21 protein-coding genes are annotated in these 25,930 nt (G+C 66.2%); 9 read left to right on the top strand and 12 right to left on the bottom strand.

The genetic code is table 11. The annotated features are described in order from the left end of the window. The first annotated feature begins 138 nt into the window (after positions 1 to 138). Both CA260_RS06345 and CA260_RS06340 read left to right on the top strand, forming a co-directional pair. The gene (locus CA260_RS06345) at positions 139 to 420 is read left to right on the top strand and encodes a hypothetical protein (RefSeq protein ID WP_051595460.1); all 282 of its coding nucleotides are present in this window, start codon (positions 139 to 141) and stop codon (positions 418 to 420) included. Between the two features lie 141 nt (positions 421 to 561). Beyond that, positions 562 to 2,169: a carboxyl transferase domain-containing protein gene (locus tag CA260_RS06340; RefSeq protein ID WP_111981514.1), complete on the top strand. Its 1,608-nt coding sequence runs from the start codon at positions 562 to 564 to the stop codon at positions 2,167 to 2,169. A gap of 61 nt (positions 2,170 to 2,230) precedes the next feature. Here the strand turns inward: CA260_RS06340 and CA260_RS06335 are convergent, their stop codons facing one another. From CA260_RS06335 to CA260_RS06300, 8 genes are all read right to left on the bottom strand, one after another. After that, a complete protein-coding gene (locus CA260_RS06335) occupies positions 2,231 to 4,444 on the bottom strand; it encodes an alpha-N-acetylglucosaminidase (protein WP_238149623.1) in 2,214 nt (737 codons plus the stop codon). A 10-nt stretch (positions 4,445 to 4,454) separates the two neighbouring features. Beyond that, positions 4,455 to 5,657, bottom strand: a complete 1,203-nt coding sequence (locus CA260_RS06330) for an FN3 domain-containing metallophosphoesterase family protein (RefSeq protein ID WP_172461737.1) — start codon at positions 5,655 to 5,657, stop codon at positions 4,455 to 4,457. Positions 5,658 to 5,742: 85 nt separating this feature from the next. Then, positions 5,743 to 8,736 carry a TonB-dependent receptor gene (locus tag CA260_RS06325; protein ID WP_238149622.1) on the bottom strand — a complete coding sequence of 998 codons (2,994 nt, stop codon included), beginning with the start codon at positions 8,734 to 8,736 and terminating at the stop codon, positions 5,743 to 5,745. A gap of 118 nt (positions 8,737 to 8,854) precedes the next feature. Beyond that, positions 8,855 to 10,348: a glycosyl hydrolase family 79 C-terminal domain-containing protein gene (locus CA260_RS06320; protein ID WP_111981510.1), complete on the bottom strand. Its 1,494-nt coding sequence runs from the start codon at positions 10,346 to 10,348 to the stop codon at positions 8,855 to 8,857. 57 nt (positions 10,349 to 10,405) lie between these two features. Next, positions 10,406 to 12,397 carry an enterotoxin gene (locus CA260_RS06315; RefSeq protein ID WP_238149621.1) on the bottom strand — a complete coding sequence of 664 codons (1,992 nt, stop codon included), beginning with the start codon at positions 12,395 to 12,397 and terminating at the stop codon, positions 10,406 to 10,408. A 162-nt stretch (positions 12,398 to 12,559) separates the two neighbouring features. After that, a complete protein-coding gene (locus tag CA260_RS06310) occupies positions 12,560 to 13,492 on the bottom strand; it encodes a 1-phosphofructokinase family hexose kinase (protein WP_111981509.1) in 933 nt (310 codons plus the stop codon). After that, positions 13,489 to 14,415: a carbohydrate kinase family protein gene (locus CA260_RS06305; protein ID WP_111981508.1), complete on the bottom strand. Its 927-nt coding sequence runs from the start codon at positions 14,413 to 14,415 to the stop codon at positions 13,489 to 13,491. The genes CA260_RS06310 and CA260_RS06305 overlap by 4 nt, the downstream gene beginning before the upstream one ends. Next, on the bottom strand, positions 14,412 to 15,611 hold the full coding sequence (locus CA260_RS06300) for an SIS domain-containing protein (protein WP_238149620.1): 1,200 nt from the start codon (positions 15,609 to 15,611) through the stop codon (positions 14,412 to 14,414). Before CA260_RS06300 ends, CA260_RS06305 begins: the two co-directional genes overlap by 4 nt. A gap of 64 nt (positions 15,612 to 15,675) precedes the next feature. Here CA260_RS06300 and CA260_RS06295 point away from each other — a divergent pair, with 64 nt between their 5' ends. From CA260_RS06295 to agaR, 3 genes are read left to right on the top strand one after another with little or no spacing between them, the layout of a single operon-like run. Then, complete coding sequence (locus CA260_RS06295; protein ID WP_111981506.1) at positions 15,676 to 16,593, top strand: class I fructose-bisphosphate aldolase; 918 nt, start codon at positions 15,676 to 15,678, stop codon at positions 16,591 to 16,593. A gap of 14 nt (positions 16,594 to 16,607) precedes the next feature. Continuing rightward, positions 16,608 to 17,867, top strand: a complete 1,260-nt coding sequence (locus tag CA260_RS06290; RefSeq protein ID WP_238149619.1) for an amidohydrolase family protein — start codon at positions 16,608 to 16,610, stop codon at positions 17,865 to 17,867. Beyond that, positions 17,864 to 18,667 carry a transcriptional repressor AgaR gene (gene agaR / locus CA260_RS06285; RefSeq protein ID WP_111981505.1) on the top strand — a complete coding sequence of 268 codons (804 nt, stop codon included), beginning with the start codon at positions 17,864 to 17,866 and terminating at the stop codon, positions 18,665 to 18,667. Before CA260_RS06290 ends, agaR begins: the two co-directional genes overlap by 4 nt. Positions 18,668 to 18,680: 13 nt before the next feature. Here agaR and CA260_RS21105 read toward each other — a convergent pair whose 3' ends face one another. Beyond that, positions 18,681 to 18,848: a hypothetical protein gene (locus CA260_RS21105; RefSeq protein WP_172461736.1), complete on the bottom strand. Its 168-nt coding sequence runs from the start codon at positions 18,846 to 18,848 to the stop codon at positions 18,681 to 18,683. 106 nt (positions 18,849 to 18,954) lie between these two features. Between CA260_RS21105 and CA260_RS06280 the strand changes: the two genes are divergently transcribed. From CA260_RS06280 to CA260_RS06265, 4 genes are read left to right on the top strand one after another with little or no spacing between them, the layout of a single operon-like run. Then, on the top strand, positions 18,955 to 20,646 hold the full coding sequence (locus tag CA260_RS06280; RefSeq protein ID WP_111981504.1) for a molecular chaperone HscC: 1,692 nt from the start codon (positions 18,955 to 18,957) through the stop codon (positions 20,644 to 20,646). Then, positions 20,643 to 22,052 (top strand): hypothetical protein, encoded by a 1,410-nt coding sequence (locus CA260_RS06275; protein ID WP_111981503.1) that lies wholly within the window; start codon positions 20,643 to 20,645, stop codon positions 22,050 to 22,052. The genes CA260_RS06280 and CA260_RS06275 overlap by 4 nt, the downstream gene beginning before the upstream one ends. Positions 22,053 to 22,106: 54 nt before the next feature. Further along, positions 22,107 to 22,475 carry an ArsR/SmtB family transcription factor gene (locus CA260_RS06270; protein WP_111981502.1) on the top strand — a complete coding sequence of 123 codons (369 nt, stop codon included), beginning with the start codon at positions 22,107 to 22,109 and terminating at the stop codon, positions 22,473 to 22,475. Continuing rightward, positions 22,472 to 23,428, top strand: a complete 957-nt coding sequence (locus CA260_RS06265; protein WP_111981501.1) for an SRPBCC domain-containing protein — start codon at positions 22,472 to 22,474, stop codon at positions 23,426 to 23,428. The genes CA260_RS06270 and CA260_RS06265 overlap by 4 nt, the downstream gene beginning before the upstream one ends. Positions 23,429 to 23,473: 45 nt before the next feature. On the opposite strand, the gene CA260_RS06260 is transcribed toward CA260_RS06265, so the two are convergent. Genes CA260_RS06260 through CA260_RS06250 form a run of 3 tightly spaced genes read right to left on the bottom strand, consistent with a single transcriptional unit; the run spans position 23,474 to position 25,847 of the window. Further along, complete coding sequence (locus tag CA260_RS06260) at positions 23,474 to 23,773, bottom strand: DUF6587 family protein (protein WP_111981500.1); 300 nt, start codon at positions 23,771 to 23,773, stop codon at positions 23,474 to 23,476. After that, complete coding sequence (gene feoB, locus CA260_RS06255) at positions 23,770 to 25,605, bottom strand: ferrous iron transporter B (RefSeq protein WP_111981499.1); 1,836 nt, start codon at positions 25,603 to 25,605, stop codon at positions 23,770 to 23,772. The genes CA260_RS06260 and feoB overlap by 4 nt, the downstream gene beginning before the upstream one ends. Continuing rightward, positions 25,602 to 25,847 carry a FeoA family protein gene (locus CA260_RS06250; RefSeq protein ID WP_111981498.1) on the bottom strand — a complete coding sequence of 82 codons (246 nt, stop codon included), beginning with the start codon at positions 25,845 to 25,847 and terminating at the stop codon, positions 25,602 to 25,604. Before CA260_RS06250 ends, feoB begins: the two co-directional genes overlap by 4 nt. Positions 25,848 to 25,930: the final 83 nt, after the last annotated feature.

Raw genomic sequence — 25,930 nt, 5'->3', positions numbered from 1 at the left:
ACGGCGATCGGACGTCCGGTCGCCGATGAAAGCGGGGTTAACCGTTTTCCCCTCTTTACACAAAGATGTGGCGCATTTTCCGCGAAAGCGCTATTAATACGCCCGCCAAACGGCATTCCACGGCAAAGGAGATTCAACATGAAGTTCACGCGTACCCTTCTCGCCTCTGCGCTCGTCGCGCTGCTGGCGGCTTGCAGCAACGGCGCGCAGGATTCCGCGCAGGACGCCCAGAAGTCGGCTGACCAGGCGCAGACTGCTTCTGACCAGGCTCAGAAGGCTGCTGCCGACGCCAACGCTGCGGCTCCGGCTGCTGCCCCGGCTTCGACCGCTGCTGCTCCGGCCACCGCTCCGGCCGAACAGCCGGCTCCGGCTCCGGCTTCGACCGCTGCTCCGGCTCCGGCCACGACCGCGGGTCACTAAGTACCTCGTGTACTTCTGAAAAACCGGCCGCCTCGCGCGGCCGGTTTTTTTGTGGGCGCTCGCCATGCTGCGACGCCGATTTAGCCGGGCGCCGCCGGCCACTATCATGAGCGACTACCTTCGAACGGCAGTCCCTGACTCATGAGTGTCATTCCTTCGCAGATCGATCCCCGTTCCCCCGAATTCCAGGCGAGCAGCGCGCAACTGCGCGGACTGGTCGATGATCTGCAGCGCGAGCTGGCGCGCAGTACCGAGGGCGGCGGCGAGAAGGCGCGCGAGAAGCACACCGCGCGCGGCAAGCTGCTGCCGCGCGAGCGCATCCGCGCCCTGCTCGATCCCGGCTCGCCGTTCCTCGAACTCTCGCCGCTCGCTGCGCACGGCATGTACGACGATGCGGCGCCTGCCGCCGGCATCATCACCGGCATCGGCCGCGTGCATGGCACCGAGGTGGTGGTGGTCGCCAACGACGCCACGGTGAAGGGCGGCACGTATTTCCCGATGACGGTGAAGAAGCACCTGCGCGCGCAGGAAGTGGCGCTGGAGAACCGGCTGCCGTGCATCTACCTGGTCGATTCCGGCGGCGCCTTCCTGCCGCTGCAGGACGAAGTATTTCCCGACAAGGAGCATTTCGGCCGCATCTTCTACAACCAGGCGCGCATGTCGGGCCTGGGTATTCCGCAGATCGCGGTGGTGATGGGTTCGTGCACGGCCGGCGGTGCCTATGTGCCGGCGATGAGCGATGAAACCATCATCGTGCGCGAGCAGGGCACCATTTTCCTGGGCGGCCCGCCGCTGGTGAAGGCCGCCACGGGTGAAGTGGTCGATGCCGAAGCGCTGGGCGGCGCGGACGTCCATACGTCCGTGTCGGGCGTGGCCGATCATTTCGCCGAGAACGATGCGCATGCGCTGTCCATCGCGCGCGACATCGTCGCCAGCCTCAACCGCAACAAACCGATGCCGCTCGCGCTCAAGGCGCCGAGCGAGCCCCTGTATCCCGCCGAAGAACTGTATGGCGTGATTCCGCAGGATACGCGTCGTCCGTTCGATGTGCGCGAAGTGATCGCGCGCATCGTCGACGACTCGGAGTTCGACGAGTTCAAGGCGCGCTACGGCACGACGCTCGTGTGCGGCTTCGCGCATATCTGGGGCTATCCGGTCGGCATCGTCGCGAACAACGGCATCCTGTTTTCCGAGTCGGCGCTCAAGGGCGCGCACTTCATCGAGCTGTGCTGCCAGCGCAAGATTCCGCTGGTGTTCCTGCAGAACATCACCGGCTTCATGGTGGGCAAGAAGTACGAGAACGCCGGCATCGCGAAGGACGGCGCCAAGATGGTGACGGCGGTGGCGTGCTCGCACGTGCCGAAGTTCACCGTGGTGATCGGCGGCAGCTTCGGCGCCGGCAACTACGCCATGTGCGGCCGTGCCTACGGCGCGCGCTTCCTGTGGATGTGGCCCAACGCGCGCATCTCCGTGATGGGCGGTGAACAGGCAGCGTCCGTGCTCGCCACGGTGCGTCGCGACGGCATCGAAGGCAGCGGCAAGACGTGGAGCGCCGAGGACGAGGAAGCCTTCAAATCGCCGATCCGCGAGCAGTACGAGCGCCAGGGACACCCCTACTACGCCAGCGCACGGCTGTGGGACGACGGCATCATCGATCCAGCCGATACGCGCCGTGTGCTGGGGCTGGCAATCTCCGCTTCGCTCAACGCGCCAATCGAGCCGCAGCGCTACGGCGTGTTCCGCATGTAGCGATGGGACGGACGCCGCGCGATGGCTTTTCGCGCGGCTGGCATGGGCGTGACGGCCAACGTCACCGTGGGTCCACGGTAGCCGCCGTCGCCGGACAGATCCGGATGCGCTGCGTCGCCTCGTTCGCCAACTGCCACGCATCGCCTTGCGGCGTTGTTCGTTGCGCGTCACGCGCATGGGCCCAGGCCTGCTCCATGGCGAACCAGTCGATCGGCGCAGGCGGCGTTCCATCGGCCATGGCTTTCGCCAGCGAGTCGAAATAGCGTTGCCAGCGTGGCGCATACAGCCCGCTGACCAGGCCCGACAGTTCGCGGTTGGCGTAATCGTGCAATCCACCGCGGTCGGCGCCGGAGCGATCGCCCCAACTGGTGATCAGGGACCGCTGGTCGTATTCCAGCTGAGCCGCTTCCGCATCGTTCCCGGCTGCGTGCCTGGCATTCGACAACCAGTGGCCCAGCAGGAAATGCGGCTCGGTGGCGAGCAGGCGGTCGAGCATGGCCATGTCGTCCATCCACTGCCCGGTGAGCACGCGGAATGTCGGGATATCCTTGGCGCCGTAGGCCGCACCGATCCGCGGCAGCAGCACGCGTGCCTGGTTGGCTAGCGCTTGCCGTGTGACGTCGACCAGGTCGTAGCGATAAGCGCTCGTTTCGCGCAAGGCAGGCGCCACCTGCAACAACTCACAGACGGCCTGGTCGAAATGGCCGGCGTCGTAGCGCATGGTTTCCGGCGACCAGTGCGCCGCCGTGCGCACGGCCAGGTCGGGACGCGCATTGAACAGGCTGTCCTGCGGCTCGGACCAGTCGTTCGAAGGCATGGCATAGGCCGTCGTTGCCAGCACACGCCAGGCAGCGGAGGCATGCGCGTCGGCGCCGCCATAGCGATAGGTGGCGTAGTCGGCAAACCATGGTGCAGGCTCCGTGGGCAGCGCCTGCCACGCCAGGGCCGTGAACAGCGCGAAGGCTGCCGGATCCGTACCGGTGCCTTCGGGCATATAGGCGATGCCATGCAACGCGCTGCCCTGCTTGTCACGCCACGCCGGAAAACGCGACAGCCACACGCCGGTATTCGCGCCAAGCGTCGTGTGCCCGCCGAAGTTGCTGATGGCGCCGAACGCGTACGGCGCGCCATGCCAGTCGCGCTCACGATCCAGCCCTTCGTAGCGATCGGAAAGGCCATCGACGATCAGCAGTCGCCGGTGATCCACCGCGTCGATCACTGCCATGGGCGGATTGTGCTGCCAACCGAGAATGACCCAGCGCGCGTCGGGGTGGGCCGCCTGCAATGCCTGCATCACGTGCTGCGCGGCGAGGTCCACCGGCACGTCGCCGGCGCGTCCGCCTTCGTGCAGCAGATCCATCTTGTACAAGGTGCTGTCGCCGAACAGTTCGCGCTGATGGCGATAGAACGCGGCGGCGACGCGGCCATACATCGGATCGCGTGGATCGAGCCAGTCGGGCCGCGTGAAGCCGACCCACTCGCCCTGAGGCACCACGTGTACGCCGGCGTGGCGCTCCGCGAAACCCGCCGGCACGGTGCCGAAGTAGCCAGGCATCACCGCGGTCATGCCCAGCTCGCGCAGGCGCGCCACGATCTTCTTCGCCAATTCGGTACGACGCGCGAACTGCACCGTCGACATCGGCCCGCCGAAGGCCGACATGTTCTGTAGCAGCCACCAGGGCTGGTGGCCTGCCGCGGGAATCCAGGCGCGGATCTGCGCATCGTCGTAACCGAACTCGCGGAACGTACGCCGATACACCTCTTCCGTGCCTATGGGTATGAAGACTTCGTTGATGCCGTGCAAGGCCAGCAGGTCGAGCTTGTGTTCCCAGCTGGGCCAGTCGAGGTAGGCATCGGAATAGCCGTCGTCGACGTCATTGAGCGCGAAGCGGTCCGGCACCTTCGACGTGCGACCGATCGGTGATGGCGGAGCCGGCAAGGTGGCAGGCAGGCGATCCACGCTGTCCCCGGGCCAGCCGAAGCTGGTGTGGGTGACTTGCTCCAGATAGGTTTCCACGCCCGTGAGCAGTGTGGCCGGCGATGTTCCGGCCACCACGACGTGACCCGGCGTGCCGCTGATCTCGAAGCGATCCACGCCCTGCCCCTCCAGCGCGACCAGGGTGAACTGCGCCTGGTGCCGAGGGAGCAGCCGCTGCAGCGCATGGCGTGCAGGCGTGGTGTCGAATCCGGCCCATGCGCTGCCCACCGCCAGGCACAAGGCCGCAAAGACGGCCAGGCGGCCATAACGATGACGATGCACGAGACTCGGGTTCACGATACCGACCTCAGGACTTCGGCTTGCGCCGGAGGGTGAAAGCATCAACCAGCTTGCCTGCCCGGTCCACCACCTTGACGGTGAGCTCGGCATCGCTCGCTTCCACGCGCGCTACCTGGTCCTGCCCGACCACCAGGATGGGAAAGTCGTTGCCGCGCTCACCGGGCTTGATGTGCTGGAAACGATGCTCATGACCGGCGATGAACAGGTCGATCCGTGCCTGGTTGGCGGCCTGGGTCCACAGATCGTTCTTTCCATCGACCCAGCCCCAGCTCGAATCATGTCCGAACACGACGGTGAACGGCGCGGCCTTCGTGCGCGGCTCATCGTCGAGCACACGACGAAACCACGTCAATTCCTGCGTGCGATAGTCGCGCAGGTTGTTGAGCCCGGCGTAGACCTGCGTGCCGTCTGGTTTGTCCTCGCCGGTATCGACCATCACCATGTGCAGCGGCCCGTCGTCGCGCGTATACACATAGCGTCCGTCCTGGGCGTGCAGGTAATCGCCGAACGAACGCGCCATCTCGCCACGATAGTCGTGGTTGCCACGCACATAGAGCAACGGCGTCTTCGCCTGCAGGCCGCTCGCCATCGGACCGAGGAAGCGGTCGTTGATCTGGTTTTCGCTGACGACATAGTTGAGGCTGTCGCCGGTATGCACGACGAAGTCGACTGGCGACCGGTGGATCAGGTCCATCAATGCGTGGATGCGTTCCACATTCTCGTGCGTGTCGGTGATGGCCGCGAAGCGTGTGGTCTTCTTCGCGGCGTCGAAGGTGGTGAAGCTGCCGATCGCACTTTCGACCGTCTTCCCCATGTCGGGCCAGTAAGGCTTCAGCGCCACCACCCTGCGCGATGCAATGCGGTATTGATAACGGCTGCCCGGCTTCAGGCCTTCGATGAGCACGCGATGCATCGTCCCCACCGGCACCATGCCATCCACCTGGGGAAGCACGTCGTGGTCGAGTTTGCCTTCGCCATAACTCACCCGGCCATCGCTGGGCGCATCCGTCATCCACTCGATGATCACAGAGGTATCGGACATGTCCAGCAGCAGCGGCCCCATCGTGATGGCAGGCGTGCTGTCGAAGGTGCGATAGGGGACGTTGGGATCATCGTCCGATGCCGCTTTCGAACCTGCAGCGTCCACAGCGCCTACGCATGGGACCAGGCACGCGAACAACACCATCATCGCGAACCACTCATGCTTCATGCTTGCTCCCTTGAAGCTCATGCTGAGTAGACCGTCGCTCCTCGTGGATGACCACGAGGAGCGACGAACAACGAGACGCGATGCGTCAGTAGTCGTAGGTGACCGACACGCGCAGGTAACGCGGTGCCTGCATCACCCTGGGCGTACCGTACAGCGGATTGGGCGTGCCGTCGGAGCTGGAGTACAGCGCCGGCGTGGTGTTGACCACCGCCTGGTTGTTGAACACGTTGAATACATCCAGATGGAAGCCCAGGCGCTGCGCAGCGAAGGCCGGGGTGTATTTCACGCCGACATCCAGCTGCTTCTGGGCGGGCAGGCGACCGATGCTGCCCGGCGTCACCGGCACGTAGTTGCAGAAGTGGTACGACGAGCCGTAACCGGCGGGATCCGGGTTGTCACCCGGAAACAGGCCAAGGCACACCTTGGGGCCACCGGAGATGTACGAGAAGTTGCCCGATACCAGCCACTCCGGCGTGATCTGGTAGTAGCCGTTGAACTTCACCTGGTGGCGATGATCGTTGCCCTGGTCGCCATTGCTGTAGACCATGATCGGCGCGTTGTCCCAGTCGGCCGATTCGTTCGGACCGTCGGATTGCACGTCAGACTGCGTCATGCCTTCCGTATTGCCGTAGCTGCGCGAAAACACGTAGTCGATCTTGCCGTACCACTTGCCATCGAACGGATGCTCGAGGAACGCCTCCAGCTCGTAGTACTTGCGCTTGGCCGGCGGAAAGCCCAGTTCTTCACGGCTCAGCTTCACGTCGTGATGCTGGCCGGCATCGTCCACCACCACGAAGGTATTGGCCCTGCCGGCATTGATGAGATAGCAGCTGTTGACCGAGCTGACGTTGTAACCCAACGCCTGCGCCTTGTCGGTGATCAAGCCGACGTCGCAGAAGTCGTCGATGGTGCTGCGCAGGACGCGACGCGTCGCCTTCGCACCATAGAGCCACGAGGTACCGAGCATCTTGGTGAAGCCCAGGATGTACTCGTCCTGGTACATCGACTTCAGGTCCTTGGCAGTCACCGTCTTGGGATCGGGCAGGATGCCGAAGTTGTTGTTGGCCGATACCGGCGGCGACATCTGTGTGAGACCGGTGGGCGTACCGTCCGGATTGATGCCGCTATAGGTGAAGTACTGCGTGGTGCTCAAGCTCGCACCGGCGGCGCTCAGGGCCGGTTCCAGCGGTGACGCCAGGAAGTAGCGACCCACGTTGCCGTAGACCTTGAAGCTGGAATCGCCGTTGACGTCCCAGGCGAAACCCAGGCGCGGCGCCCACTGCGCCGTCTGCTTGATGTACGGCTGCGCGTCGGCGTTGTAATTGGTGAACTGGTCGTTGCGCAGGCCCAGCGAAAGCAGCAGCTTGTCGGTCGCCTGCCAGTTGTCCTCGATGTACTGCGCGTGCTCCACCGTCTTCACGTTGGCCAGCTGGCTGTTGACCAGCTTCTTCACGAAGTAACCCGTCTGGCCATTGGCGAAATCAGCGGGGGCGCCCACGCCGAGGCCCGGGTCGATCGGATTCTGCGGGAAGTTGGAATGCGCATACGACCAGGTGTAGCCCGGGCCCGACGACACCTTGCCCTGGTTCAGCGCCTCGGCCGTCAGGTTGTCGATACCGGCGGTGAGCGTGTGATCGCCCAGCTTGTATTCCAGGCTCACACGCAGGTTCGATACGCTGTTGCCGCGCGAGGGGTCGTACAGCTGCGACGTGGTCTGGTTGTTGTAGCGCGGCTGGCTGCCGACGATGGCCGGGTTCTGTGCGGTGATGCCCGCCACGTAGGTAAGGGTCGGGTCGTAGCCCACCGGCTGCTGGAACGCGGTGGTGCGCATCTTGCCGTACAGCGCGGTCAGCGTGAGGCTGTCGGTGAGGTAGCCGGTGTACTTGCCCGACCACAGGTCGCCGCCATTCTTGGTGCCATCCGCGTGGCTCACGAACTTGCCTGGCGCCCTGTTCTGGAAATCGTAGCGATACAGGTCGGCGCCGTACGACTGCTTGTTGGACGCACCGGTGAATTCGAGGATGTTGCTGTCGTTGATGTTCCAGTCCAGCTTCGCGTACCACTTGGGCATGTGATAGCTGTAATCGGCATACGGCGACGAACCGGTAACCGGGCCGACGGACGTGCCATCCTTCTTCGCCATCTCCGCCGATGCGAAGAAGAACAGCTTGTCCTTGATCAGCGGTCCACCCACATAGGCGTCGTACGTGGTCACCCAGTAGTCGTTCTGCTCACGCGGGTCATACAGCGTACCCGTGGGCAGCGGCGGATTCGGCTGGCCGTTCTCGTAGTACCAGTTCTTGAAGGATGATCGCGTCGATGCGGGTTCCCAGCTCGCCATACCGCCGAAGTGCCAGTCATTGGTGCCACGCTTGCCGACCATGTTCAGCACACCGCCGTCGGAGCGACCGTACTGCGCGCTGTAGCCGCCGGTGTACACCTCTTCCTGGTCGATCGAGCCGTACGGCAAGGTGATGCCACCTTCGGACTTCAACGGATCGGTCGTGTTGAAACCGTTGATGTAGTAAGCGTTCTCGTTGGCGCCCGAACCGCCGAAGCTCACCAGGGAACCGCCCGTCGCACTGGTGAAGCCGCCCGAGTTGTTCACCACGCCGGGCGCGAGTTGCGCCACGGCTTCCGCCGAAAAGCTCAGCGGCAACCTGGCCAGTTGATCGGCGGTGATCACCGTGCGTGAGTCGACGCTGGTGACGTCGATGGCGGGCAAGGCATTGGCCGTCACCTTGACGCCTTCCAGTTCCCTCGCGCCGGTGGTCGCTTCGGCAAACGACACGTCGGTGGAGACGCCCACGCGCAACGCCACGTTGTTGCGTGTCTGCACGACCTCGCCATTGTGCTTGAGGGTAACCTTGTAGTTGCCCAGCGGCAGCTGGTTGGCCGCATAACGGCCGCGATTGTCGACAGCCACGTCGCGCTGCAGACCGTTGTCGCTCTGCACCGTGACCGTGTCTCCCAGACCCGTCGGCACCTGTCCGACGATGCTGCCGGTCGTGGACTGCGCATAGACGCCGCCACTGGCCAGGGCCATTGCGATCAGCAGGCTCAGCCTGCTTCTGCTCATCAACTCACGCTTGCTCATGTAGCAACTCTCCCCGTTGTTCGGATGGACATCGCACTGATTACGGAAGACCCTCTCCCCGCATGCCGACCGCGCCGGATGCGGTGTCCCCTGAAGGTCGTCAGACAAAACGATCCAGATGCAGCAAGGCCGCGCTGCCACGTGGCAGCACGACGCTGCAGCGGCCGTGCGTATCGACGGCCACGCTGCGACCGGCATGCGCGTCGTCGGTGCCGTTCTCGAAAACCACGCCGTTACGGCTATCGAGCGCCGGTGCGCTCAGCCGCATGAGCCGCCCCTTTCCACCGCCATGGAGGCCACTCAAGGACACCGTCGCGTCACGACCGGCGTCTTTGTTGATCAAGGCGATGAGCAGCGCGCGCTCGCGTCTCGCCACGTAGGCGGTGAGGTTGGCGCCGGCAACATCGAAGTCGGCGCTTACCATCTGCGCGCCGGCGAACTGCTGCGCCAGCTGCATGCCGTAGTAGAGCGGGCGTGGCTGGAAGCCGAACGCAACGTCGCCCGCAATGGCCGAATAGCGCGAGGTCACGGCATCACGGCGTGCCGCCTGGTCGGTGGACGTCGTGGAGCCGTCGGCCGTGCGCCCAAGCGACGCCTCGATCGAGTCGAGCGTGCCGCCGTGAAAATGGATGCCGGCCACGCCGCGCTGCGCCATGGCGAGCATGAAATCCGCGCCCCACAGCGCCGAAGCGAACACGTTGCTGACGCCGTCGCGGCCGCCAAGGTAGTACGAGTTGGCTTCGGTGAGGCGAAATGGCAAATGGCTCGCGTCGGCGGCCCGCATCGCCTGCTCGATCTCGATGTAGAACGCCGCGTCACCGGCCAGCAGATCCGCGATGGAACCGCGCGGCGCGGCTTCCTTATAGTAATGGCGGCTGAGGAACACGTTCTCGCCCGCATGGCGCTTCGCGTATTCGATCACCCAGTCGGTGTTCGCGCCGGTATCCGGCCCGGCGACGGGCACGCCAGCGGCACGGATGGCTTGCGCATACGGCGTCCAGGCCTGGTCGAACGCGTTGTAGTCGGCTTCGTAGTTGTTCGCCTCATTGCCGATCTGGATGGCGATGAGGTCATCACCGATGATCTGCCGCACAGCCTGCGCCAGCTCCACGGCCATCGCCGGCACGCCGATCTTGAGATTGACGCCGAACACCAGCTTCCAGCCGGTGGCACGCAGGAAGCCGGCCAGTGTATGCAGGGCCTCCGGCTTCAACATCACCGGTCGCTGCGGACCGCCCTTGTGCGTGCGTTGCGTGGGTACTTCGCCGCGATACGCGGTCCACACCGTGTAATCACTGCTGTTGCCCCCGATACGCAGCACGCCGCGTGGGCTCAGCTCGCGGAACAGGCGGACCAGCGCATGGTTGTCCGCGGAGAAGAACGCCGGGTTCTCCAGCTGTTGCGTCTCATAGCTGAAGCCGGTCAGCGAGTCGCTGACGGTGCGGCCCAGTCGGCCCGGGCGCACGACGAGCGACGCTTGCGCCGCGTTCGGAGCGACGCCGGCTGCGAACGCCAGGCGGCCGCATGCCGATGCCAGCGGCAACCAGGCGGCGGCTTTCAGCAGTTGGCGTCGTGTCGGATCGAAGGTGGTCATCGCTCCCTCCCCAGGGCGGCTGGTCCGCCGACGCCACGCGCCGGCGGACGTCGTGACTCAGTGATTGGGCGTCAGCTCCAGCGTCAACACCTGGAATGGCGCAAGCTCGATGGTCTGGGCGTGGTCGGCATCCAGTTCACGCGACGGCTGCGAGGCATCCGCCTGCCATGGGCTGCGCGCCTGGAACCGCCGCGCACCGCCCGGGGGCAATTCGAGCTGTTTGGCCAGGTCGACCACCGCCAGCTGCGGACGGTCGCTGGGATTGCGCAGCGTCAGGATGGCCTTGGCTGGCGTCCATGCGGCCCAGCCATAGACGTCCAGACGTCCCGGATCGCCACCGACCCAATGCGTATCCTTCAACACCTGCGCATTGGCGCGTGACCACTTGGCCGCCTCGGCCAGCATGTCCCAATCGGCGCTGCCCAGCAGCGACGGCGTGATGTACAGCTCCTGCAGCTGGGTGCCGGTGCCGAAGTAGGAATGCACTTCGTTGGCGAAGTCGTGCCCCGGATCGGTGTTGAGTCGCTTGTTCTCCTTCGCGTAGATGATGCCGTGAAGCATCAGCGAATTGAGCGGGAACAGCGGGCCCTTCACCACGATGTTGCGGTACGTCTCGCGGTCGCGATAGGTGATCCAACGCTCGCGCTCGGAGCCTACCCCGGCATGCCAGTCGTCTTCGCCATCACGCCAGATGGAATCGGCGTAGCGCAGCCAGAACGGCGAGGCCAGCGTGCCGGTGGTGAGGTTGATGTAGAGATCGGGCTTGGCCTTGCGCAGGTCGTCGATCAAGGCAATGGCGGCGTCGAAATCGCTGCTGAAACGACTGCCGGGGAAGACCTTGTCCGCATTGCCGGTGCCGTCGAACTTGAACTGGTTGACGCCGTCGTTGCGCACGAGGTCCAGCGTCACGTCATGGAAGCGCTGGTAGTACTTCGGACCGGACAGCGCGAGGCCGCCGTCGATGATCTCGTAGCCATTCGCCTGGCCGTTCTTCACGCGCTCCTGCTTCGGCGGGCCGTAGCCGCCCCACGGCGACAACCACATGCCCGGCGCCGCACCGTACTTCGCCGCCGCATCGCGCAGCGGTGCGAAGCCGTGCGGGAAATCCTTGCTGAAGCTCCAGCTGCCGCTGCGATCGTCCCAGCCGTCGTCGAACAGGAACGAATCAAGCTTCACGCCACGCTTGACCGAGAGCTCCTCGCCGAACGCATGGATGCGATCCAGCGCCTGTGCCTCGGTGTACGGCGTGAAGTAGCCGATGTCATACCAGGAGTTGTAGTGCAGGAAGGTGCGATAGGGATGCGCCCGCTCGCGCTCCACATAGGCGAGGAAGTCGCGACGCAGCTGGTTGCCGTGCGTCGCACCCACGACCGCCGAATAGGTCATCGACTGGCCCTTGGGCAGCGGCAGGCCGCGGTCGATCCACAGCTTGACGCGATTGCCCCAGGCCTCACTGGACGAGAGCGGATGTTCGAAGCCGAAATAGTCGGGGCCGGCCACCACCGGCGAGCCCGACACCGAGCCCACCACTTCGGTGCTCTCGGCCTTGGCCTGCAGCAGGTCGACACGCGAGATGTCCTCGTCCTGCTTGAGCGCGGTGACCGTTACGATCTCGCGCAGATAATCCGAACCTTGGCGCTGCACCCACTGCCATTCGATGCGCAGGTGGCCGTCGGCGTCGCCGAAGGTGGCGCTGATGGCGCGGCCTGGCACACGTTCGGCTTCGCGCGAAGCCTTGGGGTCGGCCTTGAGCTTGCTCTCCTTCGGCGCCGACAGCAGCTTCAGTTGCGTGGTGTCGAGCTTGCGGCCGTCGCGATAGGTGAGCACGAATGGTTGGCCGACCGGGATGTCGAGCGCATTGATGCGGTCGCGCACCACCATGTCGGCCAGCTTGCCGTCGGCGAGGTTCCAGCGCACGTCGATGGACGCGTTGCCGAAGGTCGTGCCGGCCAGTGCGGCCGAAGCAGCGCCCGTGGCCACGCAGAATGCGCAAGCCATCGCGATGCCCAGGCGTGCCGGCATGGATGACCACCGACCCTCTGTACGCATGGCCGCGCTCCTGCCCTGCACGACGCCGCTGTTGCGGCCTCCCCCAACCACTCCGTTCATGCCATCCACCTCGCTTGTGTCGTTGCCGGCTGCCTTCCCCGCAGCACGAAAGTCATCGATAGGCCGCGGCTTTTCGCGACCGTGGCTTGTTCTACGGGCGCATCAACCGTCCAGCCTCCGCACCCGTACCTGGCCCAGCAACGCGTCCACGCACTCGCGCCGCACGTAGCCCGTTTCTTCATCCATCGCATTCGCCGCGCCGCAGGCCACGCCCAGGCCCAACGCCTCATCCAACGGCTCGCCGCGCTTGAGCGCGACCGCCAAGCCCGCCAGCAGGCAATCGCCCGAACCCACGGTGTTCGCGCTATGCGTCACGGTGATCGATGCGTGCCACGCGGCGCAGCCGTCGAAAGCCACCGCACCTTCGGCGCCCAGCGTCACCACCGGCTGCGCGATGCCTTGCGCATGGAGTGCACGCGCGACATCGGCGGCATCTTTCAACGTGCGCACCGGAAATCCCGTGAGATCGGAAGCTTCGTCGCGGTTGGGTTTGAGCAGCCGCGCTTCGGAATCCGCCGCGTGGCGCAAGGCATCGCCGCTGGCATCGACCAGGCATGGCACGCCCATGCCGGCCGCCTGGCGCACCATCAGCGCGTAGGTATCCGCTCCGAAACCGCGTGGCAGGCTGCCGGACATCACCAGCAGTTCGCTCTCTTCAGCGCAGCGTGACCACGTGCGCAGCAATTGCTCTCGCGTAGACGCGGGCACGTTCGGGCCAGGGCTCAGCAGCTCGGTGAAGCGTCCTTCGCGCTCGCGCACGGCAATGCAGGTGCGCAGCGGCTGGTCGATCTCGACGCCATGGAACAGCACGCCGCGTTCGGCCATGCGGCGCGTGATCAGGTTGCGATGCGTGGCATCGGTAAGCCCCACCAGTTGCACGCGTTCGCCCAGCGCGGCGATGGTCTGCGCCACGTGCAGGCCTTTGCCGCCGGGGTAAAGTTCTGCGCGCAATGCGCGCTGCACGGCGCCGGGCACCAACGCATCGAGCAGGAACAGGTGATCGATCGCGGTGTTGAAGCCGGCGACGGTGATCATCGCGTTCCTGCCAGCAGGCGCTGCACATCCGCTTCGTCAGCCTGCGTTGCGGTGCCGCCAACGCCGCGCGTGGAAAGGCCGCCGCTCGCGGCGCCCCAACGCAGGCTTTCACGCAGCGGCAATCCACGTCGCCATGCATGCAGGAAGCCGGCGTCGAAGGAATCGCCTGCGCCGGTGCTGTCGACCGCATCGACGCGAATGGCCGGCACCGCCAGCACTTCGCCATCGTCGCCCAGCGTCATGGCGCCCTCGGCGCCGCACTTGATCACCGTGCGCGTCACGCCATTCGCAAAGGCCTGCAGTGCTTGTTGCGGAGTGGCCGCGCCACTGATGGCGCAGGCTTCCAGTGCGTTCGGCAGGAACACATCGAGCAAGGGAAGCAATTCGCGCAGCGCGCTTCCCCACTGCTGCGCCGGATCGAAGCCGGGATCGAGCGATGTGCTGACGCCGCACGCACGTGCTCGCGTCAGCAATGCGCCCAGTCCGGCTTGCAACCCCTGCTGCAGGTAATACGAGGACACATGCAGGTGGCCGGCCTGCTTCAACAGATCGTCGCCGATGTCTTCGGCGCGCAGCGCGGCGATGGCGCCGGTATAGGTCACCAGCGCGCGATCGTGCGCTGCCGACAAGGCCACGGTCAGGCCCGTGCGCAGCGTCGCATCACGTCGCACCGCATGCGTATCGATGCCCGCACCACGCAGTGCGTCGACGCAATAGTCGCCCCAGCTATCCTGGCCGGCGACCCCGGCAAACAGCACGCTGTCGCCCAGCTTCGCCATGCCCATCGCGCAGATCATCGACGAGCTGCCCGGTCCCTGGCGAAAGCCTTCCACCAATACTTCACGACCGAACGCCGGCAGTTCGTTGCACCCGGTGAACACCAGGTCGGCATTGATCTCGCCGGCGACCAGCACCGGTTTCATGCGTCGCCCTCGGCGTGGATGGCGAAGGATTCCACCACGCGCGTAAGCACGCCCTGCGCGGGTGCATCGGGTCGCTGTTCCAGCGCCAGGCAGCGGAAGAACGCGAGCAGCTGACCAACCACGACGTGGACCATCTGCTGCTGCGCTTCCTCCAGCGCATACAGGCCCGGCAGGTCAATGGCGATGCCATGGGGTCCGATCACGTCTTCGGGAATGGACTCGCCGACCACCACGCGTGTGCCACCCAGGCGCTTGCGATTGAGCTCGCGCAACAGGTCGTACTCGTACCCGCGCACACCCGGCTCACCGGAAAGGAACGCGACGACGAGGCAGTGCTCGTCCAGCCACGACATCGGGCCGTGGCGCAGGCCGAGGAAGGTTTCCGACAACACGCGCACGGCGCCGCCGGACATCTCCAGCATCTTCAGTGCCGATTCGCGCGCCGCGCCCAGCGCCGCGCCGCTGCCGAGGTACACGGCCGCAGGCGCGGCCTGCCCTGCGGCATGCGCCAATGCATCGCCGTAACGTGCGAACACCTGGCCGGCGACAGCGGCGGCCGCATCGGCCAGGCGCGCGTCGCCTTCGTTCGATGCGCCATGGCGCAGCCCGCTGCAGCCCAGCAACAGGTTGGTGAAGCTGCTGGTCATCACCAGGCTGCGGTCGTTGGTGCGCTCGTCCAACTGCAGCACGTGCATGCGTGGTTCGTCGCGGTAGCGCGTCGCCAGCTTGCCCTGCGCGTTGCAGGTGACCGCGAGGTGCGCATAGCCCGGCTCCGCCGCCAGCACCTGGTCGACCACGCCCGTGCTTTCGGGGCTGTCGCCCGAGCGCGCAATCGATATCAGCAGGCCGCGCCCACCCGGCATGACGCCGCGACGCGAGGTCAGCAGCGTGCCGGCGGGAATGGCCATGCAGGGAACGCCCAGCGCCGCCTGCAGCACCGGCGCCACGCACTCGCCCACGTAGACCGAGCTGCCCGAACCGGTCAGCACGATGTGTGCGGGCTGCGCGGCAAGCAGCGATTTCAGCATCGAGCGCATGCCCGCATCGGCGAGACGCGCGGCCGTATCACGCCAGGTGGCGGGCTGCTGGAGGATCTCGCGCAGCGTGTCCGCATAGCCCAGCCGCTGCTGTTCGAAAGCGGGGGCGGCTTGCAGGGATTCCAGCATCGAAACGTTCGCGGCGTGTTTGACAGGCATGGTCATCTGATGAAATATGATGTAAAACGAAATCTAACGAAACCTCAATACCACGGTATTCGAAATGAAACACAACTTGCAAGCACCTTCGTTCTCCTCCAGCAAGCTGGCTTCGTTGCCCCTCTCGCATGGCAAGCGCACCCGTCTGTGGCGCCTGCTGTACGGCAGCGGCCCGCGCAACGGTTCGTTGCTGGTATTGCCGCTGGACCAGGGCCTGGAGCACGGGCCGACCGATTTCTTTCCCCATCCGCCGGCTGTTGATCCGAGCTATCAGTTCGAGCTCGCGGAGGCCGGCGGCTTTTCCGCCATCGCGCTGGGCATTGGCCTGGCCGAGAAGTACATGACCGAGTACTGCGGCCGCGTGCCGCTGATCCTCAAGCTCAACGGCAAGACCAATATCCCCAGCGATGCGGAAGCGACGTCACCGTTGTTCGCCTCGGTGGAAGACGCGGTGCGCCTGGGCGCCGATGCGGTGGGCTACACCATGTACGTGGGCTCGCCGCGCCAGCACGACGAATTCCGCCAGTTCGAGAAGGTGCGCCGGGATTGCGAGCGCTTCGGCATGCCGCTGGTGCTGTGGTCGTACCCCCGCGGCAGCGCAGTGAACGCCAAGGGCGGCACCAACACGCTGTTCGCACAGGACTACGCCGCGCGCGTGGCGCTGGAACTGGGCGCTGACATCGTGAAGCTGCATGAGCCCAACGACAGCGTGGCCAATGTGCCGGCGCCGTACGACAAGCTGCAGGAAGACGCCGGTGCCCGCTGCGCGCGCGTGGTGCGTTCGGCCGGCCGCACGATGGTGCTGTTCTCCGGCGGCGAGAAGAACGACGACGACGATGCCGTGCTGCGCAAGGTGGAGTTCTACATGCAGAGCGGCGCCAGCGGCGTGATGTTCGGCCGCAACATGTGGCTGCGTCCGTTCGACCAGGCCGTGGCGCTCACGCGCCAGGCGCACGAAATCATGGCGCGCTACCCGCGCTGACGCAGGACGTGACGATGCTGCGCGCGACCCCACGCGACCGGCGGCGCTTCGACCCCGAGCGCCGCCGCATCCTCTCCGCCACGCGCACCGGCTGCGGCTGCTGCGCGCCGCCAATGCTGGCCGGCGGCAGCGGCAAGAATCCGCTGCAGACAGTGATGGCGCCGCAGGGCGAGCACCTTCGCCTCAGCGACTTCCAGCCACGCAGCATGCTGCACGTGCCTTCCACACGCGTGGAAAAGCCAGCGTTCCCGGTCATCGATGTACATACGCACCTGAGCTGGATGAGCGAAACGCGCAGCGGCGTGTCGCTGGGCGAAGCGATGAGCTACTTCGCCGATCCCGCCGAGCTGTTGCCATTGATGGATCGCAAGGGCATCCGCACCATGGTCAACCTCACCGGCGGCACTGGTCGCGGGCTGGAGGAAACCATCGCGCGCTTCGATGCGGTGGCGCCCGGACGCTTCCGCACCATGACCGAACCCTCCTTCGCGCTGTTCGGCGAGGCGGACTATCCGCGGCTACAGGCCGAGGCGATCGAACACGCGCATCGCGTGGGCGCCGCAGGATTGAAGCTGCTCAAGACGCTGGGCCTGTACCTGCGTGAAGGCATCGACCAGGGCGAGCTGGTGACCGTGGACGACGCACGCTTCGACCCGATGTGGGAAACCTGCGGCGCGCTGAACATGCCGGTCTTCATCCACACCTCCGATCCGGAAGCATTCTTCCTCCCCGGCGACAGCACCAACGAGCGCTATGAGGAACTGGCGCGCCATCCCGACTGGTCGTTCTACGGCCCGGAATACCCCAGCCACCGCGAACTGCTGGCCGCGCGCAACCGCGTGATCGCGCGCCACCCGGGTACGACCTTCGTGCTGATGCATGTGGGCAACCAGGCGGAAGACCTGGTCGCCATCGACGACTGCATGGCGCGCCACCCCAACGTGCAGGTGGACATCAGCGCGCGCATCGGCGAGCTGGGGCGCCAGCCCAGGACCGCGCGGCGCTTCTTCGAGCGCTATCAGGACCGTATCCTGTTCGGCACCGACGCCGTGCCACCGCCCTACGGCAACGACGTGCCCCAGCAGCTGCTGTGCGACGAGCTGTACGAGATCTACTACCGTTTCCTGGAGACAGAAGACGAATATTTCGATTACGCTCCTGCCGCCGTGCCGCCGCAGGGGCGCTGGTCGATCTACGGCGTCGGCCTGCCGCGCGAGATCCTGCGCAAGCTGTACCACGACAACGCCGCCCGTCTCCTAGGAATGGACCCATGACGACTCGACGCAAGGCTGCACCGCCGCCCAAACTGCTGGTGGAAGAGCGTCGCCGTCGCATCGTGGAGAGGGTGAACCAGCAAGGCCGGGTCACCGTGGACGAACTGGTGGCGCTGTTCGACATCTCCGCCGTCACCATCCGCGCCGATCTGGAGGCACTGGACCGCACCGGTTCGATCAGCCGCTCGCACGGCGGCGCCCTGCCTGCGGCGCCTGCCACGCTGGACACGCCGCTCAACATCAAGGAAACGCGCTACCACGCGCAGAAGCGCCGCATCGGCCAGGCCGCCGCACGGCTGATCGAGGACGGCGACACCATCATCCTCGACTCCGGCTCCACCACCGTGGAGATCGCGCGGCAGATCCGCCAGCAGAAGTGGACCGCGCTGACGGTGATCACCAACGCGCTGAACATCGCGATGGAGCTTTCCGCGCTGCCATCGGTGCGCGTGATGATGCTGGGCGGCCTGCTGCGGCAGACGTCCTATTCGCTGGCCGGTCCCGACGCCGAACAGGCGCTGTCGCGCCTTTCCGCCGACCGCCTGTTCCTGGGTGTGGACGGTCTGGACCCGGACGTGGGCGTGACCACGCCCGATCCGCTGGAAGCCTCGCTCAATGCGCTGATGATCCGCGTCTCGCGCCAGACCGTCGCCGTGCTGGACGCCAGCAAGTTCGGCCAGCGCAGCCTGTCGGTGATCGCGCCGGTCGGCGACCTGGATCTGGTGATCAGCGACGACGCCGCGCCCGCCGAATATGTGCAGGCGCTGGAAGCCAAGGGTGTGAAGACGCAGCTGGTGTAGCCGCGTCGGAGCGTCAGCGGGGCACGCGCAGCGCCGAGTCGCGCAGGGCGGCGTCGTGCTGAAGCTCGTCCTGGGCCGCGACCTCTTCGTTGTTGAGCAGACCCTGGCCCGGCTGATGCGGGTGCTTGGACGTGGCGTCGTCGGCAGGCAGGGAGGGGTCGAGAGGCTTGGTCGGATGCATGGCGGCTCCTGGGGTCCGCGCGATTCTAGCGGCGTTGCCGTCTCGCCGCGTAGGCGACGGCGGCTTCGGTACACTGGGCGTGTACCTACAGGGGGAACTGTCAGGGATGATCGTCGGCATCGATCTCGGCACCACGCATTCGCTTATCGGCACTTACGGGGAACAAGGCCCCGTGCTCTTTCCCAATGCCCTGGGAGGCTATCTCACGCCTTCCGTGGTGAGCGTGGACGACGCCGGACACGTGATCGTGGGCCAGGCCGCGCGCGACCGGATGGTGAGCCACCCGGCAGCCAGCGTCGCCACCTTCAAGCGCTGGATGGGCACGCCGCGCGAGACGCGATTGGGCCCGCATGTCTTCCGTCCGGAGGAACTGTCGGCCCTGATCTTGCGCGCCCTGATCGCGGACGCCGAAGCGGCCAGCGGCGAGAAGGTCACCGAGGCGGTGATCAGCGTGCCCGCCTATTTCTCCGATGCGCAACGCAAGGCCACGCGTGCCGCGGGCGAGCTCGCGGGCATCCGCGTGGAACGGCTGATCAACGAGCCCACCGCCGCCGCCCTCGCCTACGGTTTGCAGGAAAAGCATGACGGTTCGCGCTTCCTCGTGTTCGATCTCGGCGGCGGCACCTTCGACGTGTCCGTGCTGGAGATGTTCGAGGGCGTGGTGGAAGTGCATGCCAGTGCCGGCGACAACTTCCTAGGCGGCGAGGATTTCCTCGACGTGCTGGAAATGACCGTCTGCAGCGAACGGCAGATCGACCAGGCCAAGCTCTCGCCGCAGGAGCGCGGCCAGCTTCGCCGCCGCCTGGAAGTCGCCAAGCGACAGCTCGGCAACGGTGGTGCTGCGAGCGTCGAATGGCAGTACGGCGAGCAAGCCGTCGCCTGGGATATCGACGAAGAACGCTTCGCGCGCCTGAGCGAACCGCTGGTGCATCGCCTGCGCGCGCCGCTGGAACGCGCGATGCGCGACGCCAACCTTCAACCCACGCAACTGGACGAGATCGTGCTGGTCGGCGGCGCCAGCCGCATGCCGCTGGTGGCGCGCCTGGTCTCGCGCATGTTCGGCCGCCTGCCCTTGCGCCATGTGAATCCGGACGAGGCCATCGCCCTCGGCGCGTGCATCGCATCGGGCCTGAAGGCGCGCGACGCACGGCTGGATGAAATCATCCTCACCGACGTGTGCCCATACACGCTGGGCATCGAAGTGTCGCGACGCGACGAAGCGGGCGGACACCAGCAGGGATTTTTCGCGCCCATCATCCATCGCAACAGCACCGTGCCGGTGAGTCGCGCGGAAACCTTCCAGCCGGTGCAGGATCACCAGACGCAGCTGGAATTGAACGTCTACCAGGGCGAGAACCCGATGGTCGAGCGCAACATCAAGCTCGGCTCGCTCAGCATCGTGCTGCCGGCGCGACGCACCGCCATCGAGAATGCGGTGGAAGTGCGCTTCACCTACGACGTCAACGGCGTGCTGCAGGTGGAAGCCACCGTGCAGGCCACCGGCGCGCGCCACGAACTGGTGCTGGAACAGAACCCCGGCGTGCTCGACCCGGCCGAGATCCGCGCGCGGCTTGCCGCACTGGATGCCATCAAGATCCATCCGCGCGACAAGCAGGAGAACCTTGCCGTGCTGGCGCGTGCCGAACGTCTCTACGAGGAATACGTATCGGCGCGCCAGCAGTTGCAGCAGTGGATCATGCAGTTCCGCAGCGTGCTGGACAGCCAGGACGAGTCGCAGATCCGCGAACATCGCCGCCTGTTCGGCGAAGCGATGGACCTGCTGGAGAAATCGCTTTGAGTTCGCCACTGGAATGGTTCGGCCTGTCGGGCGACGCGGACGAGCGCGCACTCAAGCGTGCCTATGCGCAGCGACTGCGCGCGACGCGTCCCGACGAAGATCCGGAAGGTTTCCAGCAACTGCACGCGATGTACCAGCGCGCGCTGGCGCAATGCCGCTCGCAGGGCGGACAGGTGCCTGCGTTCCCGCTGGAGCAGGAAGCGGCGATAACGCTGCAGGAAAACACGCAGGAACCGGAGATCACCCAACACGCGTTGCTCGAGCCGCTGCTCTCGCAGGAAGCCGTCGATGCGCTGGCGCAGGAGGCGATTTCGCTCGGGACCAAGGGCGATGCCGAGGCCTTGCTGGCATGGCTGCGCACGCAACCGGCTCTCTGGTCGTTGCAGGCGAAGGCGAGAACCGGCTGGCGCTGCGTGGAACGCATGTTCCAGGAAGTACCGCCCATGCCGGTCGATTGCCAGGAAGCCTTGCTCGGCTTCTTCGACCTCGACCGCGTGCAGTCGCGCATCGATGCCGCGTCGCTCGCGCGCCTTTCGCGACGCATGCAACTGGCGTGGGAGATGCAGCGCGCGCATCACGAAACGCTGCGCCGCCGCGTCGGCATCGAGACCTTCACGGTGCCGAAGATCCGATCGCTGCTGGGCGAATTCACCCGGCCGTTCTCGTGGCCTTCGGTATGGATGGCGGGCTTCCTGCCGTCGGCCGCGCACAGACGCGCACAGTTCATCACGCGCCTGTGCCAGGGCCAGTTCAACGACCTGCCTGCATCGTTCGATCGCCGCCGCGTCCAGTTCTGGCTGGATGCCACGCAGGGCGGCGTCACGCGTGCGCGTCTGGCGCTTGGCGTGACGCGCTGGCTCACTGCGCTGTTCGTCGCGGCGATCATCGGTCTGTTGATCGCCATTGCGCCGGCCAATGGCAACGACGTCAGTCGTCAAGCCGTGTCCGTCGATCTCACGCCCGTGTACGTGCTGGTGGGGGTGGCCCTCGCCCCGGGCCTGCTTTGGGCGATGTGGATGCTGTATCTGCCACTGGACGCGTGGCATGGCCATCCCGAGCACGTGGCGGTGCGCTGGCCCTGGCTCAACCTGCTGCTGGTTCCTTTGCTTTGCGCGGCAGGCGCGGCCATCAAGCTGTGGCAGCCGGACAGCCTGGCCTTCCTGCTGCCACTGGTGCCCGCTGCGTGGCTCGCCCTGCGGCGGTTCTGGCGCCGTTCGGCCACGGGCGACTGGGTATCGCCCAATGTGTTCCGCGTCGGGATCTTCCTCCTGGTGCCGCTGCTGCGCGCCGTGGTGCAGCAGGACGTGACCCTCCCGTTCCTGCTGGTGCTGGCCATGGTGCCCTGGTGCTGGGACCTGTGGCGCCAGCGGGCCGTGCTTCGCGTCGCGGATCGACGGGCCGCCTGAGAACGCTTAACCAAAAGGTTGACAATCTTTCTTCATGGGCAGATATTCAACCTCATGGTTGAATCTTCCACTCCCGCCCTCGACGCCGTCTTCCAGGCCCTCACCGATCCCACCCGGCGCGCCATGCTGCGCAGCCTGGCAGCTGGTGAACGCAACATCGGCGAACTGGCCGCGCCGTTCGACATGTCGCTGGCCGCCGCTTCCAAACACGTGAAGGTGCTGGAACGCGCCGGCCTGGTACAGCGTGCCGTGCGCGGCCGCACCCACGTCTGCCGGCTCGACCCTGCGCCGCTGGCCGCCGCCGACGAATGGCTGCGCTTCTACGAGCAGTTCTGGAACCGCCAGCTCGATGCGCTCGACGCCCTGCTCAAGGCCGAGGATCTCGCCACGGCCCTTCCCCCACGCAAAGGTAAGCCGCGATGAACACCACCACCCTCCGCTCCCTTCGCCTCACCCGCCACTTCGACGCCAGCGCCGAGCGCGTCTTCGACGCCTGGCTCGATCCCACCACCGCCGGTCGCTGGCTGTTCGCCACCGACAGCGGCGAGATGGTCGACGTGACCATCGACGCCCGCGTCGGCGGACGTTTCAGCTTTACCCGTCGCGATGGCGAGGACGTGGAGCATGTCGGTGAATACCTGGAGATCGATCGTCCGCGCCGCCTGGTGTTCACCTTCGCCGTGCCGAAATTCGATCCCGCCGTGACACGCGTGACCCTCGACATCACACCCGTCGGCAAAGGCTGCGAGCTCGTGCTGACCCACGAGGACGTGCTGCCGGATTGGGCCGACGCCACGCAGCAGGGCTGGGGCATGATCCTTGGCCACCTCGAGGAGAACCTGCACCAGCAGCCGACCCGCCAGCTCGTGGCGCCGGACACGCTGCGCTTCGAACGACTGCTGCCCGGGCCGATCGAACGCGTGTGGGCCTATCTGACCGAGTCGGAAAAGCGGGGCCAGTGGCTGTCCAGTGGTGCGATGGAGCTCAACGTGGGCAGCCGGTTCGAGCTGCATTTCCACCACGTCGAACTATCACGCACGCCCGTGCCGGCGCCGCAGCGCTTCAGGGATCACGCGGATGGCGTCACATCGCAGCACCAGATCACTGCATGCGATCCGCCGCGACTGCTCGGCTTCACCTGGGGCAACCCGGCACAACCGTCCGAAGTCCGCTTCGAGCTGACGCCACAGGGCGACGAGGTACGCCTCGTGGTGACCCACAGCCGCCTGCAACCGGGCGATATACCGACCACTAGCGGCGGCTGGCACACACACCTGGACGTACTCGCCGACCGACTGGCGGGACGACAGCCGCAACCGTTCTGGCCGATCTTCAGCCGCCATCTCGCGCATTACGAACAGGCCGGCAGCGCCTGATCGCTGCCGAAACGGCATACGCAGGCGCCACGCAGCGCCTGCGGATCACTTCGCGCGCGGGCGGAATTCCAGCGGCTGCGCAGTGTGTGCGGCGGCGGGCGGCTTGGGCCCGCAGGCACCGCAGGTGCTGCAGCCGTCGCTGCAGTTGCCGCTGGCCTGCTTCGGTTGCAGGCGACGGCCCAGCGCACGCTGCCAGGCGGAACGATCGGCGCGGTCGAAATGCAGGGCCAGCGCCGCCAGCCAGCGGTTGGTGAGCTGCGGCGCCAGCTTGCGGAAAGTGATGAGCGCGCCGCACAGCACGACCACGCCGATGATCACGTACTGCACCAGCAGTCCGGTGCTCATGTGAGCAGGCTCGTGATCTGGTAGGTGAGGAACGAGGCCACGTACGCCACCACGAACATGTACCCGAACGAGATGCCCACGTTGCGCCAGCTGTTGGTCTCGCGACGGATCACCGCGAGCGTGGACATGCACTGCGGCGCGAACGCGAACCACACCAGCAGCGACAGCGCGCTGGCGAGCGAGAAATTGGCGGCCAGCGCCTGCTGCAAACCAGCGCCCTCGCCACCCACCGCATACACCGTGGCCAGCGCGGCCACCGCCGTTTCGCGCGCGGCGAACGCCGGGATCAGCGACACGGAGATCTGCCAGTTGAAGCCCAGCGGCGCGAAGATGACTTGCAGGCCGCGACCGATGTAGCCGGCCGCGCTGTAGTCGATCGCCGGCCCCGTCGCGCCCGCGGGCGGCGCCGGGAAACTGGAGAGGAACCACATCAGGATGGTCAGCCCCAGGATGATGCCGGTGAGGCGCTTCAGGAAGATCATGCCGCGTTCCCACAGGCCGATCGCCACGTCGCGCGGCTTGGGCAGGCGATAGGAAGGCAGCTCCATCAGCAGCGCATGCTCGCTGCGATCGCGGCGCAGCTTCTTCATCACCCAGGCCACCACCATCGCGCCGACGATGCCGGCGGCATACAGCGCGAACAGCACCAGGCCCTGCATGTTGAAGATGCCGAGCACCTTGCGCGTGGGAATGAACGCGCCGATCAGCAACGCATACACCGGCAGGCGCGCCGAACACGTCATCAGCGGCGCGACCAGGATGGTGGCGAGACGGTCGCGCGGATCGGTGATGCTGCGCGTGCCCATGATGCCGGGGATGGCGCAGGCGAAGCTCGACAGCAGGGGGATGAACGATCGGCCGGTGAGCCCCACCGACACCATCATCCGGTCGAGCAGGAACGCGGCGCGCGGCAGATAGCCGGATTCCTCCAGCACTAGGATGAAGAAGAACAGCACCAGGATTTCCGGCAGAAAGCCGATCACCGTGCCGAGGCCGCCGAACACGCCGTCGACGATCAGGCTCTGCAGCGGCCCCGCCGGCATCCACGCGGTGGCGTGTTCGCCCAGCCAGCCGAAACCATCGCCGATCAGGTCGGTCATCGGCTTGCCCGCGGCGTACACGGCCTGGAACACCAGGAACATCACCACCGACAGGATCGCCAGGCCGAACACCGGATGCAGCGCCCAGTGGTCGAGCGCGTCGTCGAGTTCGGCGGTGGCGCGCGGCATGGTCACCGTGGCCGCCAGCAGTTCGCGCACCTGCGCGTGCAGATCGGCACGGCTGGCCGCGTCGTCCGGCCGGGCGGGCGCGGCGTCGGGAATCTCGCCGTCCACGCGGGCGATCAGCGCCTTCACGCCATCGCGCTTCACCGCCACTGTTTCCACCACCGGCATGCCCAGCCGGCGCGAGAGTTCGGGGACATCGATGACGACACCGCGGCGACGCGCGGCGTCCATCATGTTCAGCGCCAGCACGACGGGACGGCCCAGCCGCTTCACTTCCAGCACGAAGCGCAGGTGCAGTCGCAGGTTGGTGGCGTCGGCCACGCAGACGATCAGGTCCGGCGCGGCTTCGCCCGGGTAGTTGCCTTCCAGCACGTCGCGCGTGATCTGCTCGTCGGGACTGGTGGCGTCGAAACTGTAGGTGCCCGGCAGATCCAGGATCTGCAGCACGCGACCCGAAGGCGCGGTGAAGCGGCCTTCCTTGCGCTCGACGGTGACGCCGGCATAGTTCGCCACCTTCTGGCGGCCACCGGTGAGCTGGTTGAACAGCGCCGTCTTGCCGCAATTGGGATTGCCCACCAGGGCGATGCGCACCGTGCCCGCGCTCATGCCGCGGCCTCCGCATGCACCGTCACGCGCGCCGCTTCGTTGCGGCGCAGCGCGAAACGGGTCGAGCCGATCTGGATCAGCAGCGGATCGGCGCCCATCGGCCCGACCGCCACCAGGCGCACCGGCTCACCCGCCACGAACCCCAGGTCGCGCAGGCGCTGCGCGATCGGGTCGGAAGCATGAGCATCGTCCACTCGGTCCACCACGGCAGTAGCCCCTTTCGGCAGGTCGGACAGGCGCACTGGTCACCAAATTCAAATAAGAATGGTTCGCATTGTATCCGAGTCGTCCCCCGACTGCAGCGTGGCCGGTTGCCGCTGGAAAC

The organism is Dyella jiangningensis, from assembly GCF_003264855.1.
In the GTDB taxonomy this organism is placed as follows: domain Bacteria; phylum Pseudomonadota; class Gammaproteobacteria; order Xanthomonadales; family Rhodanobacteraceae; genus Dyella; species Dyella jiangningensis_C.
The sequence above is the reverse complement of the archived record's forward strand: the minus strand, read 5'-3'. Positions and strand labels throughout refer to the sequence as shown.

Excerpts from the sequence above, each read along its gene's own strand:
- CA260_RS06345 (WP_051595460.1), top strand. The coding sequence starts at position 139 with ATGAAGTTCACGCGTACCCTTCTCGCCTCTGCGCTCGTCGCGCTGCTG.
- CA260_RS06340 (WP_111981514.1), top strand. The coding sequence starts at position 562 with ATGAGTGTCATTCCTTCGCAGATCGATCCCCGTTCCCCCGAATTCCAG.
- CA260_RS06330 (WP_172461737.1), bottom strand. The coding sequence starts at position 5,657 with ATGAAGCATGAGTGGTTCGCGATGATGGTGTTGTTCGCGTGCCTGGTC.
- CA260_RS06325 (WP_238149622.1), bottom strand. The coding sequence starts at position 8,736 with ATGAGCAGAAGCAGGCTGAGCCTGCTGATCGCAATGGCCCTGGCCAGT.
- CA260_RS06320 (WP_111981510.1), bottom strand. The coding sequence starts at position 10,348 with ATGACCACCTTCGATCCGACACGACGCCAACTGCTGAAAGCCGCCGCC.
- CA260_RS06315 (WP_238149621.1), bottom strand. The coding sequence starts at position 12,397 with ATGCGTACAGAGGGTCGGTGGTCATCCATGCCGGCACGCCTGGGCATC.
- CA260_RS06310 (WP_111981509.1), bottom strand. The coding sequence starts at position 13,492 with ATGATCACCGTCGCCGGCTTCAACACCGCGATCGATCACCTGTTCCTG.
- CA260_RS06305 (WP_111981508.1), bottom strand. The coding sequence starts at position 14,415 with ATGAAACCGGTGCTGGTCGCCGGCGAGATCAATGCCGACCTGGTGTTC.
- CA260_RS06300 (WP_238149620.1), bottom strand. The coding sequence starts at position 15,611 with ATGCCTGTCAAACACGCCGCGAACGTTTCGATGCTGGAATCCCTGCAA.
- CA260_RS06295 (WP_111981506.1), top strand. The coding sequence starts at position 15,676 with ATGAAACACAACTTGCAAGCACCTTCGTTCTCCTCCAGCAAGCTGGCT.
- CA260_RS06290 (WP_238149619.1), top strand. The coding sequence starts at position 16,608 with ATGCTGCGCGCGACCCCACGCGACCGGCGGCGCTTCGACCCCGAGCGC.
- agaR (WP_111981505.1), top strand. The coding sequence starts at position 17,864 with ATGACGACTCGACGCAAGGCTGCACCGCCGCCCAAACTGCTGGTGGAA.
- CA260_RS21105 (WP_172461736.1), bottom strand. The coding sequence starts at position 18,848 with ATGCATCCGACCAAGCCTCTCGACCCCTCCCTGCCTGCCGACGACGCC.
- CA260_RS06280 (WP_111981504.1), top strand. The coding sequence starts at position 18,955 with ATGATCGTCGGCATCGATCTCGGCACCACGCATTCGCTTATCGGCACT.
- CA260_RS06270 (WP_111981502.1), top strand. The coding sequence starts at position 22,107 with ATGGTTGAATCTTCCACTCCCGCCCTCGACGCCGTCTTCCAGGCCCTC.
- CA260_RS06265 (WP_111981501.1), top strand. The coding sequence starts at position 22,472 with ATGAACACCACCACCCTCCGCTCCCTTCGCCTCACCCGCCACTTCGAC.
- CA260_RS06260 (WP_111981500.1), bottom strand. The coding sequence starts at position 23,773 with ATGAGCACCGGACTGCTGGTGCAGTACGTGATCATCGGCGTGGTCGTG.
- feoB (WP_111981499.1), bottom strand. The coding sequence starts at position 25,605 with ATGAGCGCGGGCACGGTGCGCATCGCCCTGGTGGGCAATCCCAATTGC.